Annotated in this window: 18 protein-coding genes and 1 pseudogene; 9 read left to right on the forward strand and 10 right to left on the reverse strand. The window is 72.0% G+C overall.

Features of this window, described 5'->3' with window-relative positions; genetic code table 11:
- Window positions 1-46: 46 nt before the first annotated feature.
- Both MRBLMG1_RS15400 and MRBLMG1_RS15405 read left to right on the forward strand, forming a co-directional pair.
- Window positions 47-433: a PLD nuclease N-terminal domain-containing protein gene (locus MRBLMG1_RS15400; protein WP_367824567.1), complete on the forward strand. Its 387-nt coding sequence runs from the start codon at window positions 47-49 to the stop codon at window positions 431-433.
- A gap of 43 nt (window positions 434-476) precedes the next feature.
- Complete coding sequence (locus MRBLMG1_RS15405) at window positions 477-1,367, forward strand: LysR family transcriptional regulator (protein WP_367824568.1); 891 nt, start codon at window positions 477-479, stop codon at window positions 1,365-1,367.
- Here the strand turns inward: MRBLMG1_RS15405 and MRBLMG1_RS15410 are convergent.
- Window positions 1,264-2,199, reverse strand: coding sequence for a DMT family transporter (locus tag MRBLMG1_RS15410; RefSeq protein WP_367824569.1), 936 nt, complete (start codon window positions 2,197-2,199; stop codon window positions 1,264-1,266). The genes MRBLMG1_RS15405 and MRBLMG1_RS15410 overlap by 104 nt on opposite strands.
- 152 nt (window positions 2,200-2,351) lie before the next feature.
- On the opposite strand from MRBLMG1_RS15410, the gene MRBLMG1_RS15415 reads away from it, so the two are divergent.
- Window positions 2,352-2,969 carry an NAD(P)H-dependent oxidoreductase gene (locus tag MRBLMG1_RS15415; RefSeq protein WP_367824570.1) on the forward strand — a complete coding sequence of 206 codons (618 nt, stop codon included), beginning with the start codon at window positions 2,352-2,354 and terminating at the stop codon, window positions 2,967-2,969.
- Window positions 2,962-3,210: a hypothetical protein gene (locus MRBLMG1_RS15420; protein WP_367824571.1), complete on the forward strand. Its 249-nt coding sequence runs from the start codon at window positions 2,962-2,964 to the stop codon at window positions 3,208-3,210. The genes MRBLMG1_RS15415 and MRBLMG1_RS15420 overlap by 8 nt, the downstream gene beginning before the upstream one ends.
- A 231-nt stretch (window positions 3,211-3,441) precedes the next feature.
- Here the strand turns inward: MRBLMG1_RS15420 and MRBLMG1_RS15430 are convergent, their stop codons facing one another.
- Window positions 3,442-3,771, reverse strand: coding sequence for a hypothetical protein (locus MRBLMG1_RS15430; protein ID WP_367824572.1), 330 nt, complete (start codon window positions 3,769-3,771; stop codon window positions 3,442-3,444).
- A gap of 23 nt (window positions 3,772-3,794) precedes the next feature.
- Complete coding sequence (locus tag MRBLMG1_RS15435) at window positions 3,795-4,136, reverse strand: hypothetical protein (protein WP_367824573.1); 342 nt, start codon at window positions 4,134-4,136, stop codon at window positions 3,795-3,797.
- A gap of 161 nt (window positions 4,137-4,297) precedes the next feature.
- Here MRBLMG1_RS15435 and MRBLMG1_RS15440 point away from each other — a divergent pair.
- From MRBLMG1_RS15440 to MRBLMG1_RS15450, 3 genes and pseudogenes are all read left to right on the forward strand, one after another.
- Window positions 4,298-4,507: pseudogene (locus MRBLMG1_RS15440) on the forward strand (GntR family transcriptional regulator); the annotation flags it as partial.
- 84 nt (window positions 4,508-4,591) lie between these two features.
- Window positions 4,592-5,044 (forward strand): nucleoside deaminase, encoded by a 453-nt coding sequence (locus tag MRBLMG1_RS15445; protein ID WP_367824623.1) that lies wholly within the window; start codon window positions 4,592-4,594, stop codon window positions 5,042-5,044.
- The gene (locus MRBLMG1_RS15450; RefSeq protein WP_367824574.1) at window positions 5,037-5,945 is read left to right on the forward strand and encodes an isopenicillin N synthase family dioxygenase; all 909 of its coding nucleotides are present in this window, start codon (window positions 5,037-5,039) and stop codon (window positions 5,943-5,945) included. Before MRBLMG1_RS15445 ends, MRBLMG1_RS15450 begins: the two co-directional genes overlap by 8 nt.
- A gap of 127 nt (window positions 5,946-6,072) precedes the next feature.
- Here the strand turns inward: MRBLMG1_RS15450 and MRBLMG1_RS15455 are convergent, their stop codons facing one another.
- Window positions 6,073-7,320 (reverse strand): VCBS repeat-containing protein, encoded by a 1,248-nt coding sequence (locus tag MRBLMG1_RS15455; protein ID WP_414721586.1) that lies wholly within the window; start codon window positions 7,318-7,320, stop codon window positions 6,073-6,075.
- Between the two features lie 47 nt (window positions 7,321-7,367).
- Window positions 7,368-8,222, reverse strand: coding sequence for a hypothetical protein (locus MRBLMG1_RS15460; RefSeq protein WP_367824575.1), 855 nt, complete (start codon window positions 8,220-8,222; stop codon window positions 7,368-7,370).
- 281 nt (window positions 8,223-8,503) lie between these two features.
- On the opposite strand from MRBLMG1_RS15460, the gene MRBLMG1_RS15465 reads away from it, so the two are divergent.
- Together MRBLMG1_RS15465 and MRBLMG1_RS15470 are read left to right on the forward strand one after the other, a co-directional pair.
- Entirely contained in the window at window positions 8,504-10,567 is a 2,064-nt protein-coding gene (locus MRBLMG1_RS15465; protein WP_367824576.1) for a hypothetical protein, read from the forward strand.
- Window positions 10,568-10,571: 4 nt separating this feature from the next.
- The gene (locus tag MRBLMG1_RS15470; RefSeq protein WP_367824577.1) at window positions 10,572-12,107 is read left to right on the forward strand and encodes a hypothetical protein; all 1,536 of its coding nucleotides are present in this window, start codon (window positions 10,572-10,574) and stop codon (window positions 12,105-12,107) included.
- Window positions 12,108-12,124: 17 nt separating this feature from the next.
- Here MRBLMG1_RS15470 and MRBLMG1_RS15475 read toward each other — a convergent pair whose 3' ends face one another.
- Genes MRBLMG1_RS15475 through MRBLMG1_RS15495 form a run of 5 tightly spaced genes read right to left on the reverse strand, consistent with a single transcriptional unit; the run spans window position 12,125 to window position 16,862 of the window.
- Complete coding sequence (locus MRBLMG1_RS15475) at window positions 12,125-12,658, reverse strand: SRPBCC domain-containing protein (RefSeq protein WP_367824578.1); 534 nt, start codon at window positions 12,656-12,658, stop codon at window positions 12,125-12,127.
- A 44-nt stretch (window positions 12,659-12,702) separates the two neighbouring features.
- On the reverse strand, window positions 12,703-13,788 hold the full coding sequence (ccsB, locus tag MRBLMG1_RS15480; RefSeq protein WP_367824579.1) for a c-type cytochrome biogenesis protein CcsB: 1,086 nt from the start codon (window positions 13,786-13,788) through the stop codon (window positions 12,703-12,705).
- The gene (gene resB / locus MRBLMG1_RS15485; protein WP_367824580.1) at window positions 13,785-15,497 is read right to left on the reverse strand and encodes a cytochrome c biogenesis protein ResB; all 1,713 of its coding nucleotides are present in this window, start codon (window positions 15,495-15,497) and stop codon (window positions 13,785-13,787) included. Before resB ends, ccsB begins: the two co-directional genes overlap by 4 nt.
- 5 nt (window positions 15,498-15,502) lie before the next feature.
- Window positions 15,503-16,240: a cytochrome c biogenesis CcdA family protein gene (locus MRBLMG1_RS15490; RefSeq protein ID WP_367824581.1), complete on the reverse strand. Its 738-nt coding sequence runs from the start codon at window positions 16,238-16,240 to the stop codon at window positions 15,503-15,505.
- Between the two features lie 4 nt (window positions 16,241-16,244).
- Window positions 16,245-16,862, reverse strand: coding sequence for a TlpA family protein disulfide reductase (locus MRBLMG1_RS15495; protein ID WP_367824582.1), 618 nt, complete (start codon window positions 16,860-16,862; stop codon window positions 16,245-16,247).
- Window positions 16,863-16,913 lie beyond the last annotated feature (51 nt).

A 16,913-nucleotide genomic window follows, 5' to 3' on the forward strand; every position in this document is an offset into this window, starting at 1 on the left:
GGCCGTCGCAACACGCCCCGCCGCTGCTTCCAGGGGGCCGTCCCACATGCTCAGGGCACTGATGTACATCCTGCCGCTGGCGCTGACGATCTACGCGTTCATCGACTGCCTCAACACCCCCGAGGACGAGGCGAAGCACCTGCCCAAGGTCGTCTGGGTCATCATCATCCTCCTCTTCTGGATCGTCGGCCCCATCGTCTGGTTCGCCGCCGGCAAGATGCGCCGCGCCCCCGCCGGAGGCCGTACGCCCTCCGAGTGGCACCGCAACCACCGCCAGGAGTGGGTCGCCCCGGACGACAACCCCGACTTCCTGAAGTCCCTCCGCGAGGAGAACAAGAAGGACGAGTCCGTCCTCAAGGACTGGGAGGCCGACCTCCGCCGCCGCGAGGAAGAACTGAGGAAGCGCGAGCGCGGCGAGGACACGGACAGCTGATGGCGCTGCGGCAGCACGGACGGACCGAAGGGCCGGCGCGCTGATGGAGCTGCGGCTCCTGGCCACCTTCGAGAAGGTCGCCGACGTCCTCTCCTTCACGCGGGCCGCCGCCGACCTCGGCTACGCCCAGTCCAGCGTCACCGGCCAGATCCGCTCCCTGGAGTCGTCCCTCGGCGTGGAGCTCTTCGAGCGGCTCGGCAGCCGCATCCGCCTCACCGAGGCCGGCGAGCGGCTCCTCCCGTACGCCCGCCGCATGGCGGACCTCGCGGAGGAGGCCCGTACCGCCGTCGCGGCCACCGAGGAACCCTCGGGCCCGATCGCCGTCGGCACCATGGAGTCCCTCACCTCCTACCGCCTGCCGCCGCTCCTGGAGTACTTCCACCACCGCTACCCCAAGGTCCGGCTCACCCTCCGCCCCACCCTCGGCGACGAGACCCGCCAGGCCCTCCGCCAGGGCACCTACGACGTCGGCTTCCTCCTGGAGCCCGACATCGAGCACGACGGCCTGGAATCCGAGGTCCTCGCCCCCGAGCCCCTCGTCCTCGTCGCCGGCCCGGACCACCCCCTGGCCGGCCGTACGGGCCTCACCGGTGCCGACCTCGCCGGCGCCCAACTGCTCGGCACCGAACCCGGCTGCCCCTACCGCGACCTCTTCGAGCGGGAGCTCCGGGAGTGGGCACCGCCCTTCATGGAGTTCGGCACCATCGAGGCGACGAAGCGCGGCGTCGCCGCCGGCCTCGGGATCGCCCTCCTGCCCCGGGTCACCGTCTCCGAGGAGCTGGCGTCCGGGGCCCTGGTCCCGCTGGCCTGGCAGGCCCCGTTCACCCTCTTCACGCAGCTCGCGTGGCGGCGGGGGAAGCGGCTTCCCCCGCACGTCCGCCTGTTCGTCGAGCAGGCGCGCCGCCTCGTGTCCGAGCAGACCCCGCCAGCGTGACCTTCAGGCTCGCCAGCACGATCAGCGGAACCCCGAGCGCCTGCACGAGCCCGATGTGGTGCCCGTACACCGCCCAGTCCACCCCCATCGCGACCGCCGGGTAGGTGAAGGCGAGCACGGCGATCTTCGCGGTCGGCAGCTTGGCGTACGCCGCGTACATCAGCACGTACATCAGACCCGTGTGGATCAGTCCGAGGCCCACCAGCCACGCCCATCCCGCCCCGAGCCCCGCCACCGCGCCGAAGTCCGTGAACGGCAGCAGCAGCGGCATCCCCACGAGCACCTGCACCAGCGCGATCAGATGCGGCCGCACCCCGGTGATCCGCTTCGTCACGAACGTCGACAGCGCGTACAGCACGGCCGCCGCGAGCGCGAACCCGATCCCCTTCAGCGACGCCGTGTCCCCCGGCCGCACCCCGGACACCAGGACCAGCCCCACGAAGGCGACGACCAGCCACCCCAGCTTCCCGGCCGGGATCCGCTCCCTCATGAACACCGCCCCCAGCAGCACCAGGAAGAACGGCTGCGTGTGGTAGACGACGGTCGCGAGCGAGATCGAGCTGGCCTCGTACGCCTCGAACAGGAACACCCAGTTGAAGACGATGAACACCCCGCCCAGCGCCGCCATCCCCAGCTTCCGCGCCGTGAACCCGTGCCCGGTGAAGAACCCGCGCAGCAGGCTGTACGCCCCCAGCGCCAGCGCCCCGAAGAGGCACCGGAAGAACACCACCTCGAAGGGCGACGCCCCCGACTCGACGACGAACACGCCGAGCGTGCCCGACAGCACCATGGCGAGGGTGAGTTCGACGGTTCCCCTGGTCTCGTTTCTCATGCCACCGACGCTACGAGCAGCCCCCGCACCCGGTCCACGAGCCAGTGGGGCGTCCTCCCGATGACCCCGATCGGCCCGCCCGATGGGACCCGGAATAGCCCCGGGCACACCGGAGTTGGCACCGGATACCCAACGACACCGGAGCATCAGACATGACCCAGGACAGCCCGCACGGCCCGGACCGCTCGTTCCTCTTCGTCCTTGGCAGCTCCCGCGCCGACGGCAACTCCGAGCTCCTCGCCCGCGCCGCCGCCGCCCACCTCCCCTCGGACGTCCCGCAACGCTGGGTGGACCTGAACGAGCTCTCCCTGCCCGACTTCCAGGACGGCCGCCACGAATCCGCCGACCGCCGCCCCGGCGACACCGAGGAGCTCCTCCGCCGCGCCACCCTGGAAGCCACCGACGTCGTCATCGTCTCCCCCCTCTACTGGTACAGCCTCTCCGCCCAGACCAAGCGCTACCTCGACTACTGGTCCGGCTGGCTCAACGTCCCCGGCTCCGACTTCAAGACCCGCATGGCCGGCCACACCCTCTGGGGCGTCACCGCCATGGCCCACGACGAACACGAAGTCGCCGACGGCCTCGTCACCTCCCTCAGCCACTCCGCCGCCTACCTCCGCATGCACTTCGGCGGCGTCCTCAAGGGCACCGCCTCCCGCCCCGGCGACATCCACTCCGCCGACCAAGCCCTGATCCGCGCCAAGACCTTCTTCCAGCGCCCCACCCCCCTCGCCCGCTTCCCCTACGAGGAAGCCGACGCCGTTGCGTGAGGACGACCTCCGCCCCGCGCGCCCGCAACTGCGGATCGCTGGCGTCACGGTGATCGCGGCCGCCGTCACCCTGCTGGGCGGCGGCGCCTACGCGGTCATCACGAGCCTCGGCCACGGCTCTGCCTCCCTCCGCGTCTCCGACGTGGAAGGGACGTGGACCGACACCTCCGACGCCTCCGCGCGCCTGGTGGTGCGCTCCCTGAGTTCGACCCGCAGGGCCCACAGCTGTCCGGAGACCTGATCCCAGGCACCCGCCTGCCCGCCGAGCGGGACCTCGCCAAGGAGTACGGGGTCGCCTAGCTGACGGTCCGCCGCGCGGCCCAGGTCCTCCGCGAGCGGGGCCTGATCCTGACCGTCCACGGCAAGGGAACGTTCGTCGCCGACCCGCTCCCGACCGACGGGGGTCGGGAGCGGGCGTGACACTCCGGCGGGGTGGCCGCCGCGACCGACACGGCCGTCCGCGCACAGCGGCTCATGGGCGGTCGTCGGGCCGATCGGAAGCCGCCGGGTGGCACGAGCACCCGCACACCAGGTAGCGGACCCCCGGCACACCGCTGTCACGCGGTGCGTGGTCGCGGCAGCGGTCGTGGCGGCCGACGACGCAGCGCGGGGAGCGGAACTCCGGCTCGGGCCGGGCTGTGAGGGCGCAGGCCAGCAGCGAGACCGTCACCGCGTCCGCGATCTCCGGCGTCACCCACCATCCGTCGCCCGCGCGGTCGCGGTGCGGGCCGTCGTGCGCCACGGCGAGGACACAGACCGACCCGCCCCACACCGGACGTACCGCCTCGGCCACGTCGAACACGGACCGGCGCGCCCCACAACGGCTCATCGGGCGCTCCCCGCGTGGATGTCGCGGTGGTCGACGTCGAGGCCGACGGTGGCGAGCCACAGCGTCCGACGGCGTTTGCGCTGGGCCGAGCGGGCGCCGGGGCCGGAGAGGTACGGGCGCACCAGGGGCGAGCGGGAGCCGTCCAGGGGCATCGCCTGTTCCCGGGCGTACGGGGAACGCCGGGCGGGGGCGCGGTGCCGGCGCGGGGCGGCGGCGGGTGGCGCCGTCGGACAGGGCCGGGGGCGATGGCGGCCGGTGGGGGGCAGGGTGAGCATGAGAAGCCAGAGGAGGAGCGGGATCCAGGCCCGACCCAGTGCGCGCGCGATAGGGTTCCGCACGTCATCAACTCCCTAATGAGTTGGTGGCCATGCCCCGGGAGGTCTAGCCACCTCGCCGGGGTCTTCTATGCCGTCACCCTAATGCGCGCTACACAGTGCTACAGAACTACGTAGCTAGATCCATCCAAACGTGTCTTAGTATGACTATCTAGTGTTGACTTATGAGCCTTGACCCGAAGTCGGGACGCCCGCTGTACAAGCAGTTGGCTGACGTGATCGCAGCGAAGATCGCAACCGGGGAGTACGCCCCCGACCGCATGGTTCCCACACCGGCTCGCCTCGCCGAGGAGTACGGGATCGCCGTACTGACCGCCCGCCGAGCCATGCGCGAGCTCGCCGGGAGCGGTCTGATCTACACCGTGCCCGGCAAAGGCTCCTACGTCATGCCCACCACTGGGGAGCACGTACAGCGCACCCCGGGTGATCGCGGCACCCCGCCGGGGAAGGCTCCCCGCATGGACCAGGAACTGGCACGGCGATGGCTGGCCACCGCGCTCGACGAGGCCCGTACCGGCCTCACGGAGGGCGGGATCCCGATCGGGGCCGCGCTGTACGGCGCCGACGGCACCCTGCTCGGGCGGGGGCATAACCGGCGGGTGCAGGACGGGGACCCGTCGGCGCACGGGGAGACCGCCGCGTTCCGGGCGGCCGGGCGGCAGCGCTCGTATCGGGGGACGACGATGGTGACGACGCTGTCGCCGTGCTGGTACTGCTCGGGGCTGGTGCGGCAGTTCGGGATCTCGCGGGTGGTGGTCGGGGAGGCGGAGACGTTCTTCGGCGGGCACGAGTGGCTGGCGGAGCACGGGGTCGAGGTCGTGGTGCTCGACGATCCCGCATGCGTCGAGCTGATGCGGGAGTTCATCGAGCGGGAGCCCGCGCTGTGGAACGAGGACATCGGCGATGAGTGAGGCGAGCCTGCCGACGATCGACCTGGCGCGTGACCCGGCCCCGCAGCTGCCGGCGGTCGACCGGGCCCTGCGTGAGGCGGGGTTCCTGCTGGTCACGGGGCATGGGGTGGATCCGGGGCTGCGTGCCGAGATCCGGGCGGTCGCGCGCCGTTTCTTCCGTCTGCCGGCCGCGGTGAAGGAGCCGTACGCCGTGCGGGTCGGGGGGCGGGGGTGGCTGGGGCCGGGGGCGGAGGCGAACGGCTACGCGGAGGGGACGGCGACGCCGCCGGACCTGAAGGAGTCGTTGTCGTTCGCGGCGGAGGAGCCGACGGGGGACGCGGCGGTGGACGCGGAGTGGTTCCTGCCGAACACCTGGCCCGCGGAGGTGCCGGAGCTGAGGCCGCTGGTGGAGCGGTACCTGGCGGAGATGAAGGCGCTGTCGGACCGGGTGCTCGACCTGCTCGGGGAGGCGCTGGGCGAGGAGCGGGACTTCTTCACGCGGCACACGGGGCATCCGACGTTCGGGTTCAACGTGAACTGGTATCCGGGGCGGGAGCGGACGGGGGAACCGCGGCCGGGCCAGTTCCGGATCGGGCCGCACACGGACTTCGGGACGGTGACGGTCCTGGACCGGGAGGCGGGGAAGGGCGGACTGCAGGTGTTCACGGACGCCGGGGGGTGGCAGGACGCGCCGTTCGACCCGGCGGCGTTCACGGTGAACATCGGGGATCTGATGGCGGGTTGGACCGGCGGGCGGTGGCGGTCGGGCCGGCACAGGGTGCTGCCGCCGCCCGCCGACGTACCGGCGGAGGAGTTGATCTCGCTCGTGTACTTCTACGAGTGCACGCCGGGAACGACGATCCACGGCATCGAGTCGCACGGGTATCTGCGGGCCCAGCTGGACGCCATCGCCGCCGATTGACCGCCACGGGAGCGAAGCCCGACGGAGGCGGAAGCCCCGACGGAGGCGGAAGCCCCGACGGAGGCGGGGCGGGAGCGCGGCAGGAGTCGTCCTCCCGCCCCGCCCCCGCCCCGCCTCCGTCGTGGGGTCAGCGCGGCTGGCCCCAGTACAGCTTCGTCAGGCTGCCGTCGTCGAAGCGCAGGTGGAACTCGCCGGTCGACGGGCGCCAGACGCCCACGTTGTCCGGGATGCCGCCGTCCCAGTTGGCCGAGACCGGGATGTCGCCCTGCGTGCCCCAGTACAGCTTCGTGAGGCTGCCGTCGTCCATGCGGAGGTGGAACTCCCCGGTGGACGGGCGGAAGATGCCCACGTTGGCCGCCGCGCCGCCGTCCCAGTTGCCGGCGACCGGGAGGTCGCCCTGCGCGCCCCAGCCGATCTTGTGGAGGCTGCCGTCGTCGAAGCGGAGGTGGAACTCGCCGGTGGACGGGCGCCAGATGCCCACGTTGTCGGCCGCGCCGCCGTCCCAGTTGCCCGCCACGGGCAGGTCGCCCTGGGCGCCCCAGTACAGCTTCGTCAGGCTGCCGTCGTCCATGCGGAGGTGGAACTCCCCGGTGGAGGGGCGGAAGACGCCGACGTTGTCGGCCGCGCCGCCGTCCCAGTTGGCGGCCACGGGCAGGTCGCCCTGCGTGCCCCAGTACAGCTTGTGGAGGCTGCCGTCGTCGAAGCGGAGGTGGAACTCTCCCGTGGAGGGGCGGAAGACGCCGACGTTGTCGGCCGTGCCGCCGTCCCAGTTGGCGGCCACGGGCATGTCGCCGTCGCTGTCGACGGCCTTCCTGTAGCGGAGCGCCTTGTAGTCGCCGTTGGGGTGGCCGTCGATGGTGGAGGCGTTGATGGACATGCCGGTGACGTGCTTCACCGGGGTCGAGCCGAAGCTGTAGTACGAGAACTTGGTGTGCGCGGCGTCGTCCCACTTGTCGAAGAGGATGACGTGGTCGTAGTAGCTGTTGAGGACGTCGCCTGCCTTCAGCTCGCCGCGGGAGATCTCGTACGTGTCGGCGCTCTCCGCGATGCCGACGGTGTTGAGGCTGGTGGTCAGATGCCAGGCCATCGACACGTATCCGGAGCAGTCCGTGCGGTAGTACTTGCCGTCCGAGTCGGGGTACGAGGACCCCTGGTTGTACGTGATGCTCTTGCCCAGCCAGTACTTGGCGCGCTCGATGATCTCGTCACGGGTGAGGGAGCCGCCGGCGGTGGAGGCCGAGACCGTGGCGGCGGCCAGGGTCGTGGCGGTGGCGGGCGCGGCGGCCTGGGCGGGGGTCGCGACGGCCGTGGCACCGGCGAGACCGGCGAGGGCGAGGGCGGCGGCGGCGCGGACGACGGAACGCTTCATGGACACGGGTGTCTCCTGCGAGGTGGGTGGAGGGAGGGCTGATCCGCTCGGGATCACTGCGTGAGCCGTGCGCCGAGGGTCCGCAGGACCGCGGTGTCACCCCGGAGGTCGTAGGACGGGGCGGCGGACGCGGAGGCCACCTCGTCGTAGTGGAGGAGCGCGAGGACGTCGCCCCGCAGGACGGCGTAGACGTGGTTCGCCTGGTCGCCGGGGGACGACATGCCCTGGACGCCGGTCCAGCGGCGCTGCCAGGCGGTGCCGTCGGCCGACTTCGCGGTCTGCCGGACGGTCGCGTCCTGGGGCAGTGCGTTCTTCTTCTGGAGCTCCCGGCTGGTCGCCTGGCAGTCCTTCATGGCCGCGACGGTCGTGCGGTACGCGGCGGCGGCCGTGGCCTCGTCGGGGAAGGTCAGCGTGTCCTGGACGGCGAGCGTGTCGCGCGTCTCGCCGAGGAAGCCCTGCTGGTGCCAGGCGGTGGCCTTCGCGATGCTCACGCACTCGTTGAGCTGGAAGTCCCCGCTGAGGGGAAGGGACTTGACCTCGCCCATGGGCTTCCACCGCCTTCGGTCGCCGTCCGGGAGTTCGGCCGGCTTGAGCGGGGCGGGCGCGGTGGACCCGGCCGTGGGCCGCCCCGTCGCCCCGCCGGGGGGCGCGGCCGTCTCGGCGGGGGCGGACGCACGGGGCGGGGTCGCTGTGCGGGTCGGGGCGGGCGTACGCGACGGGGCAGGAGCCGTCGTCGGGGCCGCCGTCGGCGACGCGGTGGCGGGGGCGGCGGCCGGTGCCGGAGCCTGGGCGTCGGTGTCGGTCGCGGAGGCGGTGGCCTGCTGGCACACGCCGTAGACGGCGAGGGCGGCGAGGAGGCCCGCGCCGGCGAGGACGGCGTTGCGAGGGCGCCTTCTTGACATAGACATGACACAACTCCGGTCGGACGGATACGCGGATCAAGTGGGCTTCGGAGGCTCAGGCGTTCAGCCCCCTCGGCGGTGATCACCATCCTGCTGAACCCCGGCACCCCCAGGAAGACCCTTCCGCTGGCCCCAAGAGGCCATGCCCTCTTCCGTCCCCGCCCGGGCCACCGTCTCGCCCGCGAACCCGCCCGAATGGTTGAGCGAAGCCAACAGCCGGTAGATATCCTGCACTTGAGGATGTGACGGGGCGCACCTCGTGGGGAAGCAGGGGGGTGGCGGGGGGCGTGGACAGGGAGCTGTACGGCCGCGAAGCGGTCCTGCACGACGGCGGGCTCGCCGCACGGCTGGTCGGGCTGACCGGGAAGGGCACGGCGCGGGTCGCGTACGAGCACGGCGACGATCCCCCGGTGACGGTGTTCACCGGGGGACGCGGGATGGGGAAGACCGCGCTGCTGAAGGAACTCCGCAACCGGTACCGGGGGTTCACGCCGCTCGCACTGCTCGACTGCGCGGACGTGGAGCCGCCGGCCGATCACGGGCCCGGGTGGACACCGGTCACCGGGGCGCTCGCCGAGCTCGCGGTCCAGCTGGCGCCCAGGGGGACGGTCGTACGGGCCGTGCAGTTCCCCCGGCTCTCGCTCGGCCTGGTGGCCGTCGCCTCGCTGGCGTGGTCGCAGGAGGACGACGAGCGGGCGCGGCGCGACCTCCAGCGGCTGGGGCCGCTGCTCGCGACGGTCGACGCGACGCGGGGCGCCGCGGCGAACTGGGTGGGCAAGGTGCTCTCCAAGCTCGCGGCGACGTTCGCCGAGGCGACCGCGCCGCTGGCCGGGCTGCTCGCCGAGGCGACCGTGGAGACGGTGCTGGAGGAGGTCTTCAGCCGCTTCCAGCGGACCTCCGAGAGCTGGTACGGCGGCTACCGCAACGCGGGAGGGCGCGGCAAGGCCGGACTCCAGCAGCTGACGATCGACTTCGAGCAGGGCGGGGAGCGGCGGCGGGAGGCCGAGGCGTTCCTCGTCGGCGCGCTGACCGAGGACCTGTTCCGGGCCTATACGGGCCTCCGGCAGCGCGGGACGCGCATCGGGCGTCCCCTGCTCCTCCTCGACAACGCCCACGAGGCGGTGGGCCGGCAGCTCGTCGAGCCGGTCCTGCGGGCGCGGGCCGACGGGCGGCGCGACCGGATCGTCGTGCTGGCCACGTCACGGGACCGCGACTACCAGGGGATGCGCAACGCCACCCGGACCCGGCTTCCGGAGACGGCGCACCGGGCGCCGTGTCCGCGCGGGACGAGCATCGGCTCCGGCATCCTCGCCGTCGAGCTGACCCCGCTGTCGGCGGCGCAGACCCGGTCCGTGTTCGACCGGCACGACCCGGACGGCCGGACCCCGGCCGAGCTGGCCCGCGCGGTGCACCGGCTGACCGGCGGCCGGCCGCTCGGCGTGGCGCTCCTCGGCCGGGCCGCCGGGGAGGCGCCGCCGGCGCTGCGGGCCACGCTCACCCCCGGCGCGCTCCTCGACCTGACGGTGGAGCTGCGCGAGGACACCCCGCCGGTGCCCGTCGCCCCGGCCCTCCTCGCCGAGCTCCTGCCCGTGCAGCGGCCGGGGCCGTACGCGGTGCTCGCCGCCACCCACGACGAGGAGTCGGCGCGGATGCTGGCCCACGCCCGGCTCCAGGGCGAGTCCCTGGACGGGGACGTGGCCCTGCGCGTCCGCGACCGGCTGCGGGCCGAGAACTGGCCGGAGGGGCCGGGGCACTTCGTCGCCGACCCGCTGCTGCGGGCGCTGCTGCTGCACCGGCTGCGCTTCGAGGACGGCGACCATCCGCGCTACGCGGCCTGGCGGGCCGTCCACGAGACGCTGCAGAGGCATTACGGACCCGAGCCGGGCCCGTACCGGCTCCACCACGATCTGGCGCTCGGCCGGACCGAGCTCGCCGTCGTCCACCTGCGGCTGTCGTTCGCCGGTCCCGACATCCTCGGCTGGCTCGGGCAGCTGCGGTTCGTCGCCGCCGCCCCGTACCCCCGCGAGCGGCACGGGACCGGTCCCGACCCGCGCAGGGCGGTCGCGCTCGGGCAGGGTCCGGCGCCCACGCCGCCCGAGGGCCTCGACGCCGAGGGCACCGAACTCCACCTGTCCGTACGGCGTCTGCTACACGCCGTATGGCTGCTCACCGATCCGCTGGCACTGCCCGACGACGAGGTGGCCGACCGGCTGGCGCACGAGCTGCGCCGGCTGTCCGGCCGTCATCTGACGGGCAGCGGTCCGCTGTGGGACGCGGCCACCCACTGGCCGCGCGACATCCGCTCCTGGCGGGAGCTCTCGCTTCCGCCGGGCGGCGAGGACGGAGTCTGACGCGATGCTCGAACGGCTGCGCCGCCACCTCTACTGGACACCCCGCCAGAAGCTCTTCACCTGGATCGTCGTCTCCGCCGTCGTCCTCGGTCTCGGCGGTTACGCGATGTCCCGGCTCAACGACCCGGAGGACCGTTCCTGCGCGACCGGGGTCGAGCGTCCCGCCGGGAGCGACGAGTGCGTCGGCGTCAACGGCGACGGATACGACTTCCGCGTCGCCGACCTCACCGAGATCGCCGGCGCCGTCGGCCGCGAGAACGCCGCGCTCAAAGACGGCGAGTACGCCACCGTCGCCGTCCTCCTGCCGCTGACCTCCATGGACCCCGGCATGCGGACCAAGGTGCTGCACGAGATCCAGGGCGCGTACGCCTACCAGTACCGCGCCAACCACGCGTCCAACAGCGAGACCCCGAAGATCCGGCTGGTCCTCGCCAACACCGGCAAGGGCAACGCCCACTGGCGCACCACCGTCGACCGGCTCGTCGGCATGACCGAAGCCCCGCACCGGCTGCGGGCGGTGTCCGGCGTCGCCACCTCGTCCACCGAGATGCGGGAGGCGGTCACCGCCCTCACCGGAAGCGGGATCGCCGTCGTCGGCACCACCATCACCGCCGACGACATCGCGAACGGCCCCGGCGCGGCGAACCGCTACCCCGGCCTGGCCCGCGTCTCCCCCACCAACAGCGACGAGGCCAAGGCCCTCGCCCACTTCGGCCGGGTCGACGCGGCCAAGGCGCTCCTCGTCCAGGACACCCGCAGCGGCGACCACTACACCGACACCCTCAAGGCCGCCTTCTCCGCGTCCCTCAAGGGCGCGCCCTACGAGCCGCAGCTCTTCACCTCGCCCGCCGACCCGACCGAGGAAGGCACCACCGCCAACACCTTCCGCCAGATCACCCACCTGATCTGCGACACCCGCGCCGAGACCGTGTTCTTCGCCGGCCGCCACACCCAGCTGCGCCAGTTCATCAACGCCCTCGGCGCCCGCGGCTGCACCGACCGCGCCTTCACGATCCTCACCGGCGACGAGGGCTCCTACCTGGGCGCCGACGACAAGCTCGACCGCGACGCCCTCAAGGCCAAGCTCACCGTCCGGTACGCCGCCCTCGCCCACCCCGACGCCTGGAAGCCCGCCCCGGGCCGCCGGGTCCCGGCCACGGGCGGCTCCACGGTCGCCTACTCGACCTTCGTCACGGACATCGCCCGCGCCTCGAAGAAGCCCGTCGCCCTCTCCGACGGGCAGGCCATCGTCGCCTACGACGCCATGGCCACCGCCGTCCACGCCATCCGCCAGGCCACGCCCCAGGGCTCCCTGTACCCCGAGCTCGCCGACGTCGTCACCCAGTGGCCCCAGGTCAAGGGCTCCCTCCGCGTCCAGGGCGCCGGCGGCTGGATCTGCCTCGACAACTACGGCAACCCCTACAACAAGGCCGTCCCCATCGTCGAACTCGCCCTCGACGGCACCCAGCGCTTCGTCCAGATCGCCTGGCCCGAAGGCCACCCCCCGGCGACGTCCTGCCTCCCGCCGAAGAAGCCGTGACGGGAGTGACTCCGTCCCTACGGCTCCCACTTGGGCCAGGGCTCGTCGTCCCGCTCGTACAGCCCCCGCAGATGCCGCCACCGCTCGTCCGACCAGTCACGCCAGTCCGTGGGCCGACCGTCCAGCGCCGCCGCGAGCCGCTCCAGGTGCTCGTGCCACCCGGCGGCGCAGTCGAGCCGGTAGTCCCGCGTCCCCTGGAACTCGTTCGTGAAACGCAGAACGGTCGACCCGCCGCCCCCGGACCCCGGTTCCAGATGGAACCGGATCCGGCCGTGGGTGGTCGGATCGACCGTGTACTCGGCCACGTAGTCGGGATCCCAGGCCGTCACCAGCCCCGAGACCTCGGTGTCGCTGTTGAGCCAGCGGAGCCTGACCCGCCCGCCGAGCCGCGGCTCCAGCGGGTCCGCCTCGCAGAGCCAGCCCGGCAGGCCCTCGGGCGAGGCGACGGCCGCCCAGACCGCCGGCACCGGGTGCGGGAGGTCCACCACGAACCGCAGCACGTGGACGTCGCCGTCGTGGGTCTCGCACCTGCCCCGGGAGATCTCGCTCATACCTCAAGCGTGGCCCCGGGGCCGGTCGGCCGCTAGCGCAGGGCTCAGACGCCCGCGTAGGAGTGCTTGCTGCTGACGAAGATGTTGACGCCGTAGTAGTTGAAGAGGAAGCAGGCGAAGGCGATGAGCGCGATGTACGCGGCCTTGCGCCCCTTCCAGCCGGCCGTCGCGCGCGCGTGCAGGTACGCGGCGTAACCGACCCAGGTGATGAAGGACCAGACCTCCTTGGCGTCCCAGCCCCAGTAACGGCCCCACGCGTCGCCGGCCCAGATCGCGCCGGCGATGATCGTGAAGGTCCAGAGCGGGAAGACGGCCGCGTTGATCCGGTACGAGAACTTGTCGAGCGAGGCCGCCGAGGGCAGCCGCTCCAGGACGGAGCGGGCGAAGGAGCCCGGGTCGCCGCCGGTCGCGAGCTTGTTCTCGTACGAGTCGCGGAAGAGGTACAGCAGGGTGCCGACCGCGCCGATGTAGAAGACCGCGCCGCAGAAGATCGCGGTGGAGACGTGGATCCACAGCCAGTACGAGTCGAGCGCCGGGACCAGCTGGTCGCTGGGGGTCTTCAGCCAGGTGGTGGCCATGCCCAGGTCGAGCAGGACGGTCGTCACCAGGGGCAGACCGATCCAGCGGACGTTCTTCTTGGCGATGAGGAAGCCGAGGTACGCGCCGACCGCCACCGTGGAGAAGGTGGTGGAGAACTCGTACATGTTGCCCCAGGGGGCACGCTGCACGGACAGCGCGCGGGCGACCACGCCCGAGGCCTCGACCAGGAAGGCGAGGACGGTCAGCGAGACGGCGATCCGGCCGTACAGGTCGCCCTTGACCGTGCCGCCGGCCGCGCCGGGGCCGTCCGGCACGTCCCGGGTGCCGGCCGCGGATCGGGTGACGACCTGCGGCTTGTCGAGTACGGCGGTGCCACCGGCCTTCTTGACCTGGACGGTCACGGCGGGGGCCGCGGCACCGGCGGCCTGCTGCGTGAGGGCGGCGGCGGTACGGCCGACCTTGCTGCGGCTGCCGAACACCCACTCGGCGATGTGGGCGAAGAACGCCAGGGTGTAGACGGCCATCGAGGAGTAGATGAGCAGGTCGCTCATCCGCGCCAGGCTCTCGTTGGTCGTGGCGGCGAGGATCACTTGTCGGCCTCTCCAGAAGGGGCAGGGTCTTCTGCGGGTTCTTCCGCGGTTTCCGTATCCGGTACGGCTTCCGCCGTGGGCGGCGCCTGGACGGTCAGCGCGACCGCGAGGTCGCCCAGCTCCTCCGGCAGCTTGGCGGACTCGCTCCGGCCGAGGCCGGCCATCTCGACGACGGTGACGCCGTCCTCACCGCGCACGGCCCGGACCCAGATCCGGCGGCGCTGGATGAAGAGCGAACCGGTCAGTCCGGCGATGGCGGCGAGGGCGCCCGCGAGGGCCAGGCCGTTCCCCGGCTGCTGCGAGATCTGGAAGCTCGCCCACTCCTTGACGTCCTTCTCGAAGGTGATCGAGCCGGCGCCGTCGGGGAGCGTCATGGTCTCGCCGGGCAGCATGCGCTGCGCGACCCCGGTCCCCTTGTCGATCTTGAACTGCTTCATCTTGGTCGTGTTCAGCTGGTACACGTTCTGCGGCAGACCGGAGTTCACGCGCAGATCGCCGTGGTAGCCGGTGAGCGCCATGACCGGGAAGTCGAGCGCCGGGAACTGCGAGAACATCGTGCCGCTGCCGGCACCCGCGAAGGTCGGCACGAACAGGGCCGTGAAGCCGAGCTGTTCCTTCTTGCCGTTCTTGTCGCGGTAGCCGTCCATGACCTTGATGGCGCCGGTCGACGTGATGTTGTTGTCGATGGGCAGCATCGGCACGGCGCCGTGGAAGACGGTCTTGTCACGGCCGTCCTTGACGGTGACGACCGGCGCGTAGCCGTGGGCGATCAGATAGACCTTGGAGTCGCCGACCTTCAGCGGCTCGTTGACCCGGATCACGGCCTTCTTCCCCGCGCCGCCCTGCGAGTAGGTGACGTCCGCCTCGAAGGTGCGGGGGGTGCCGCGCTGCGGGCCGCCCTTCTCGTACGTGCCGTTGAAGGAGTTCAGGGTGAAGCTGAACGGCTCCAGCTCGTCGGTGCCGAACTGGGAACCGGACTTGAAGTCGTCGTACTGGGTCAGCGTGTTGGAGAAGCCGTCGCCCTCGACGATCAGCTTGCCGCCCTCGGACTTGAAGAGCTGCCCCCAGGCGAAGGCCACGAGCATCACGATCAGGGCGACGTGGAAGGCCAGGTTCCCGGCCTCGCGCAGGTAGCCCTTCTCCGCGGCGACCGCGTCACCGGCGGTGTGGGCGCGGAAGCGGCGCCCCTTGAGGACGGCGAGCGCGGCCTCGCGGACCTGCTCGGGCTCGGCCTCGGTGCGCCAGGTGGTGTACGCGGGCAGCCGGGTGAGGCGCCGGGGGGCGCCCGGCGGGCGGCTGCGGAGCTGGCCGACGAACTGCCAGGTGCGCGGCACGATGCAGCCGATGAGGGAGACGAACAGCAGGATGTAGATCGCGGAGAACCACACCGAGCTGTAGACGTCGAAGAACTGGAGCTTCTCGTACAGCGGCGTGAGGGTCGGGTGGGCCGCCTTGAACGCCTGCACCTTGAGCTCGTCCGCGCTGGTCTGCGGGACGAGGGAGCCGGGGACGGCGCCCAGGGACAGCATGAAGAGGAGGATCAGCGCGACCCGCATGGAGGTCAGCTGCCGCCAGAACCAGCGGACCCAGCCGACGACCCCGAGCGTGGGGCCGCCGATGACGGTCTCTTCCAGGGGGGCGGTCGACAGCTGGGCGCCGGCGGCTTCGTCGCCGGCGCGCTCGCTCTCCGTCGTATCGGTCTTGCTCATGGAACTCAGATCCCCACCGTGAAACCGTCTGACCAGCCCTGCATCGTGGCGACCATGCTGTCCCACGCGCCCGTGAGGAGCAGGACACCGGTGACGATCATCATGCCGCCGCCGATCCGCATGACCCACGCGTAGTGCTTCTTGACCCATCCGAACGCGCCGAGTGCCTTGCGGAACGCGATGGCCGCGAGGACGAACGGTACGCCGAGGCCGATGCAGTACGCGAAGGCGAGTACCGCGCCGCGGCCCGCGCTGGCCTGCTCCAGGGCGAGGGCGTTGACCGAGGCGAGGGTCGGGCCGATGCACGGGGTCCAGCCGATGCCGAAGAGCGCGCCGAGCAGCGGGGCGCCGATCAGGCCGGCGACGGGCTTCCGGTGGAAGCGGAACTCGCGCTGCGTGATCCACGGCATCAGGCCCATGAAGAACACGCCCATGAGGATCATGAGCACGCCGAGGACTGTGGTGAGCGTCTCGCGGTACTCCTGGAGCGTCGCGCCGAAGTAGCCGAAGAGCGCGCCGCCGGACACGAAGACGGCGGTGAAGCCGGCGACGAAGAGGACGGCGCCGGCGGTCATCCGGCCGCGGCGGCTCTCCGCGAGGTCGGTGCCGGTGACCCCGGTGACGTACGAGAGGTAGCCGGGGACGAGCGGGAGCACGCACGGCGAGAAGAAGGAGACCAGTCCGCCGAGGACCGCGATGGGGAGGGCGAGCAGCAGGGCTCCGCTGGTGACCGTCTCGTTCACGGGCTCACTTCTCCTTGAGGAGGGGCTCGATCATCGACCGGAGCTTCTTCTCGTCGAGCGCCATGAGCGAGCGGGCGGCGATCCTGCCCTCCTTGTCGAGGACGACGGTGGAGGGGATGGCCTGCGGGTTGAGGGTGCCCTTGGGGAAGCCGAAGAGGATCAGCTTGCCCTGCGGGTCGTAGAGGCTGGGGTAGGGCACCCCGTAGTCCTCTTCGAAGGCGAGGGCCGGCTGCTTGTTGGGGTCGCGGGTGTTGAGTCCGACGAACTCGACGCCCTGGCCCTGGAAGTCCTTGGCGACCTTGGCGAAGTGGGGGGCCTCGGCGCGGCAGGGGCCGCACCAGGAGCCCCAGACGTTGAGGACGACGACCTTGCCCTTGAGGTCGGCGACATCGAGCTGCTTGCCTTCGAGGGTCTCGCCGGCGAGCTCGCCGGTGGTCGCGCGCTCGCCCTTGGCGACGGTGGAGATGCCACCCGTGTTGGTCACGAAGTTGGTGTTGCCACCGCCCCCGGACTTGCCGTTGTCGTCCCCGCCGCAGGCCGAGAGCGTGAGGGCGGCGGCGGACAGCATGCCGACGGCGACCAGGGTGCGCCGGATGCGACGAGGGGCACGGCTAAGGCTCATGTGAAAAGTTTCGCATGGGCGTTTGGGGGATCTTGGGCACCCCCCTACGTG

Source organism: Streptomyces sp. LMG1-1-1.1, assembly GCF_040815545.1.
Taxonomy (GTDB): domain Bacteria; phylum Actinomycetota; class Actinomycetes; order Streptomycetales; family Streptomycetaceae; genus Streptomyces.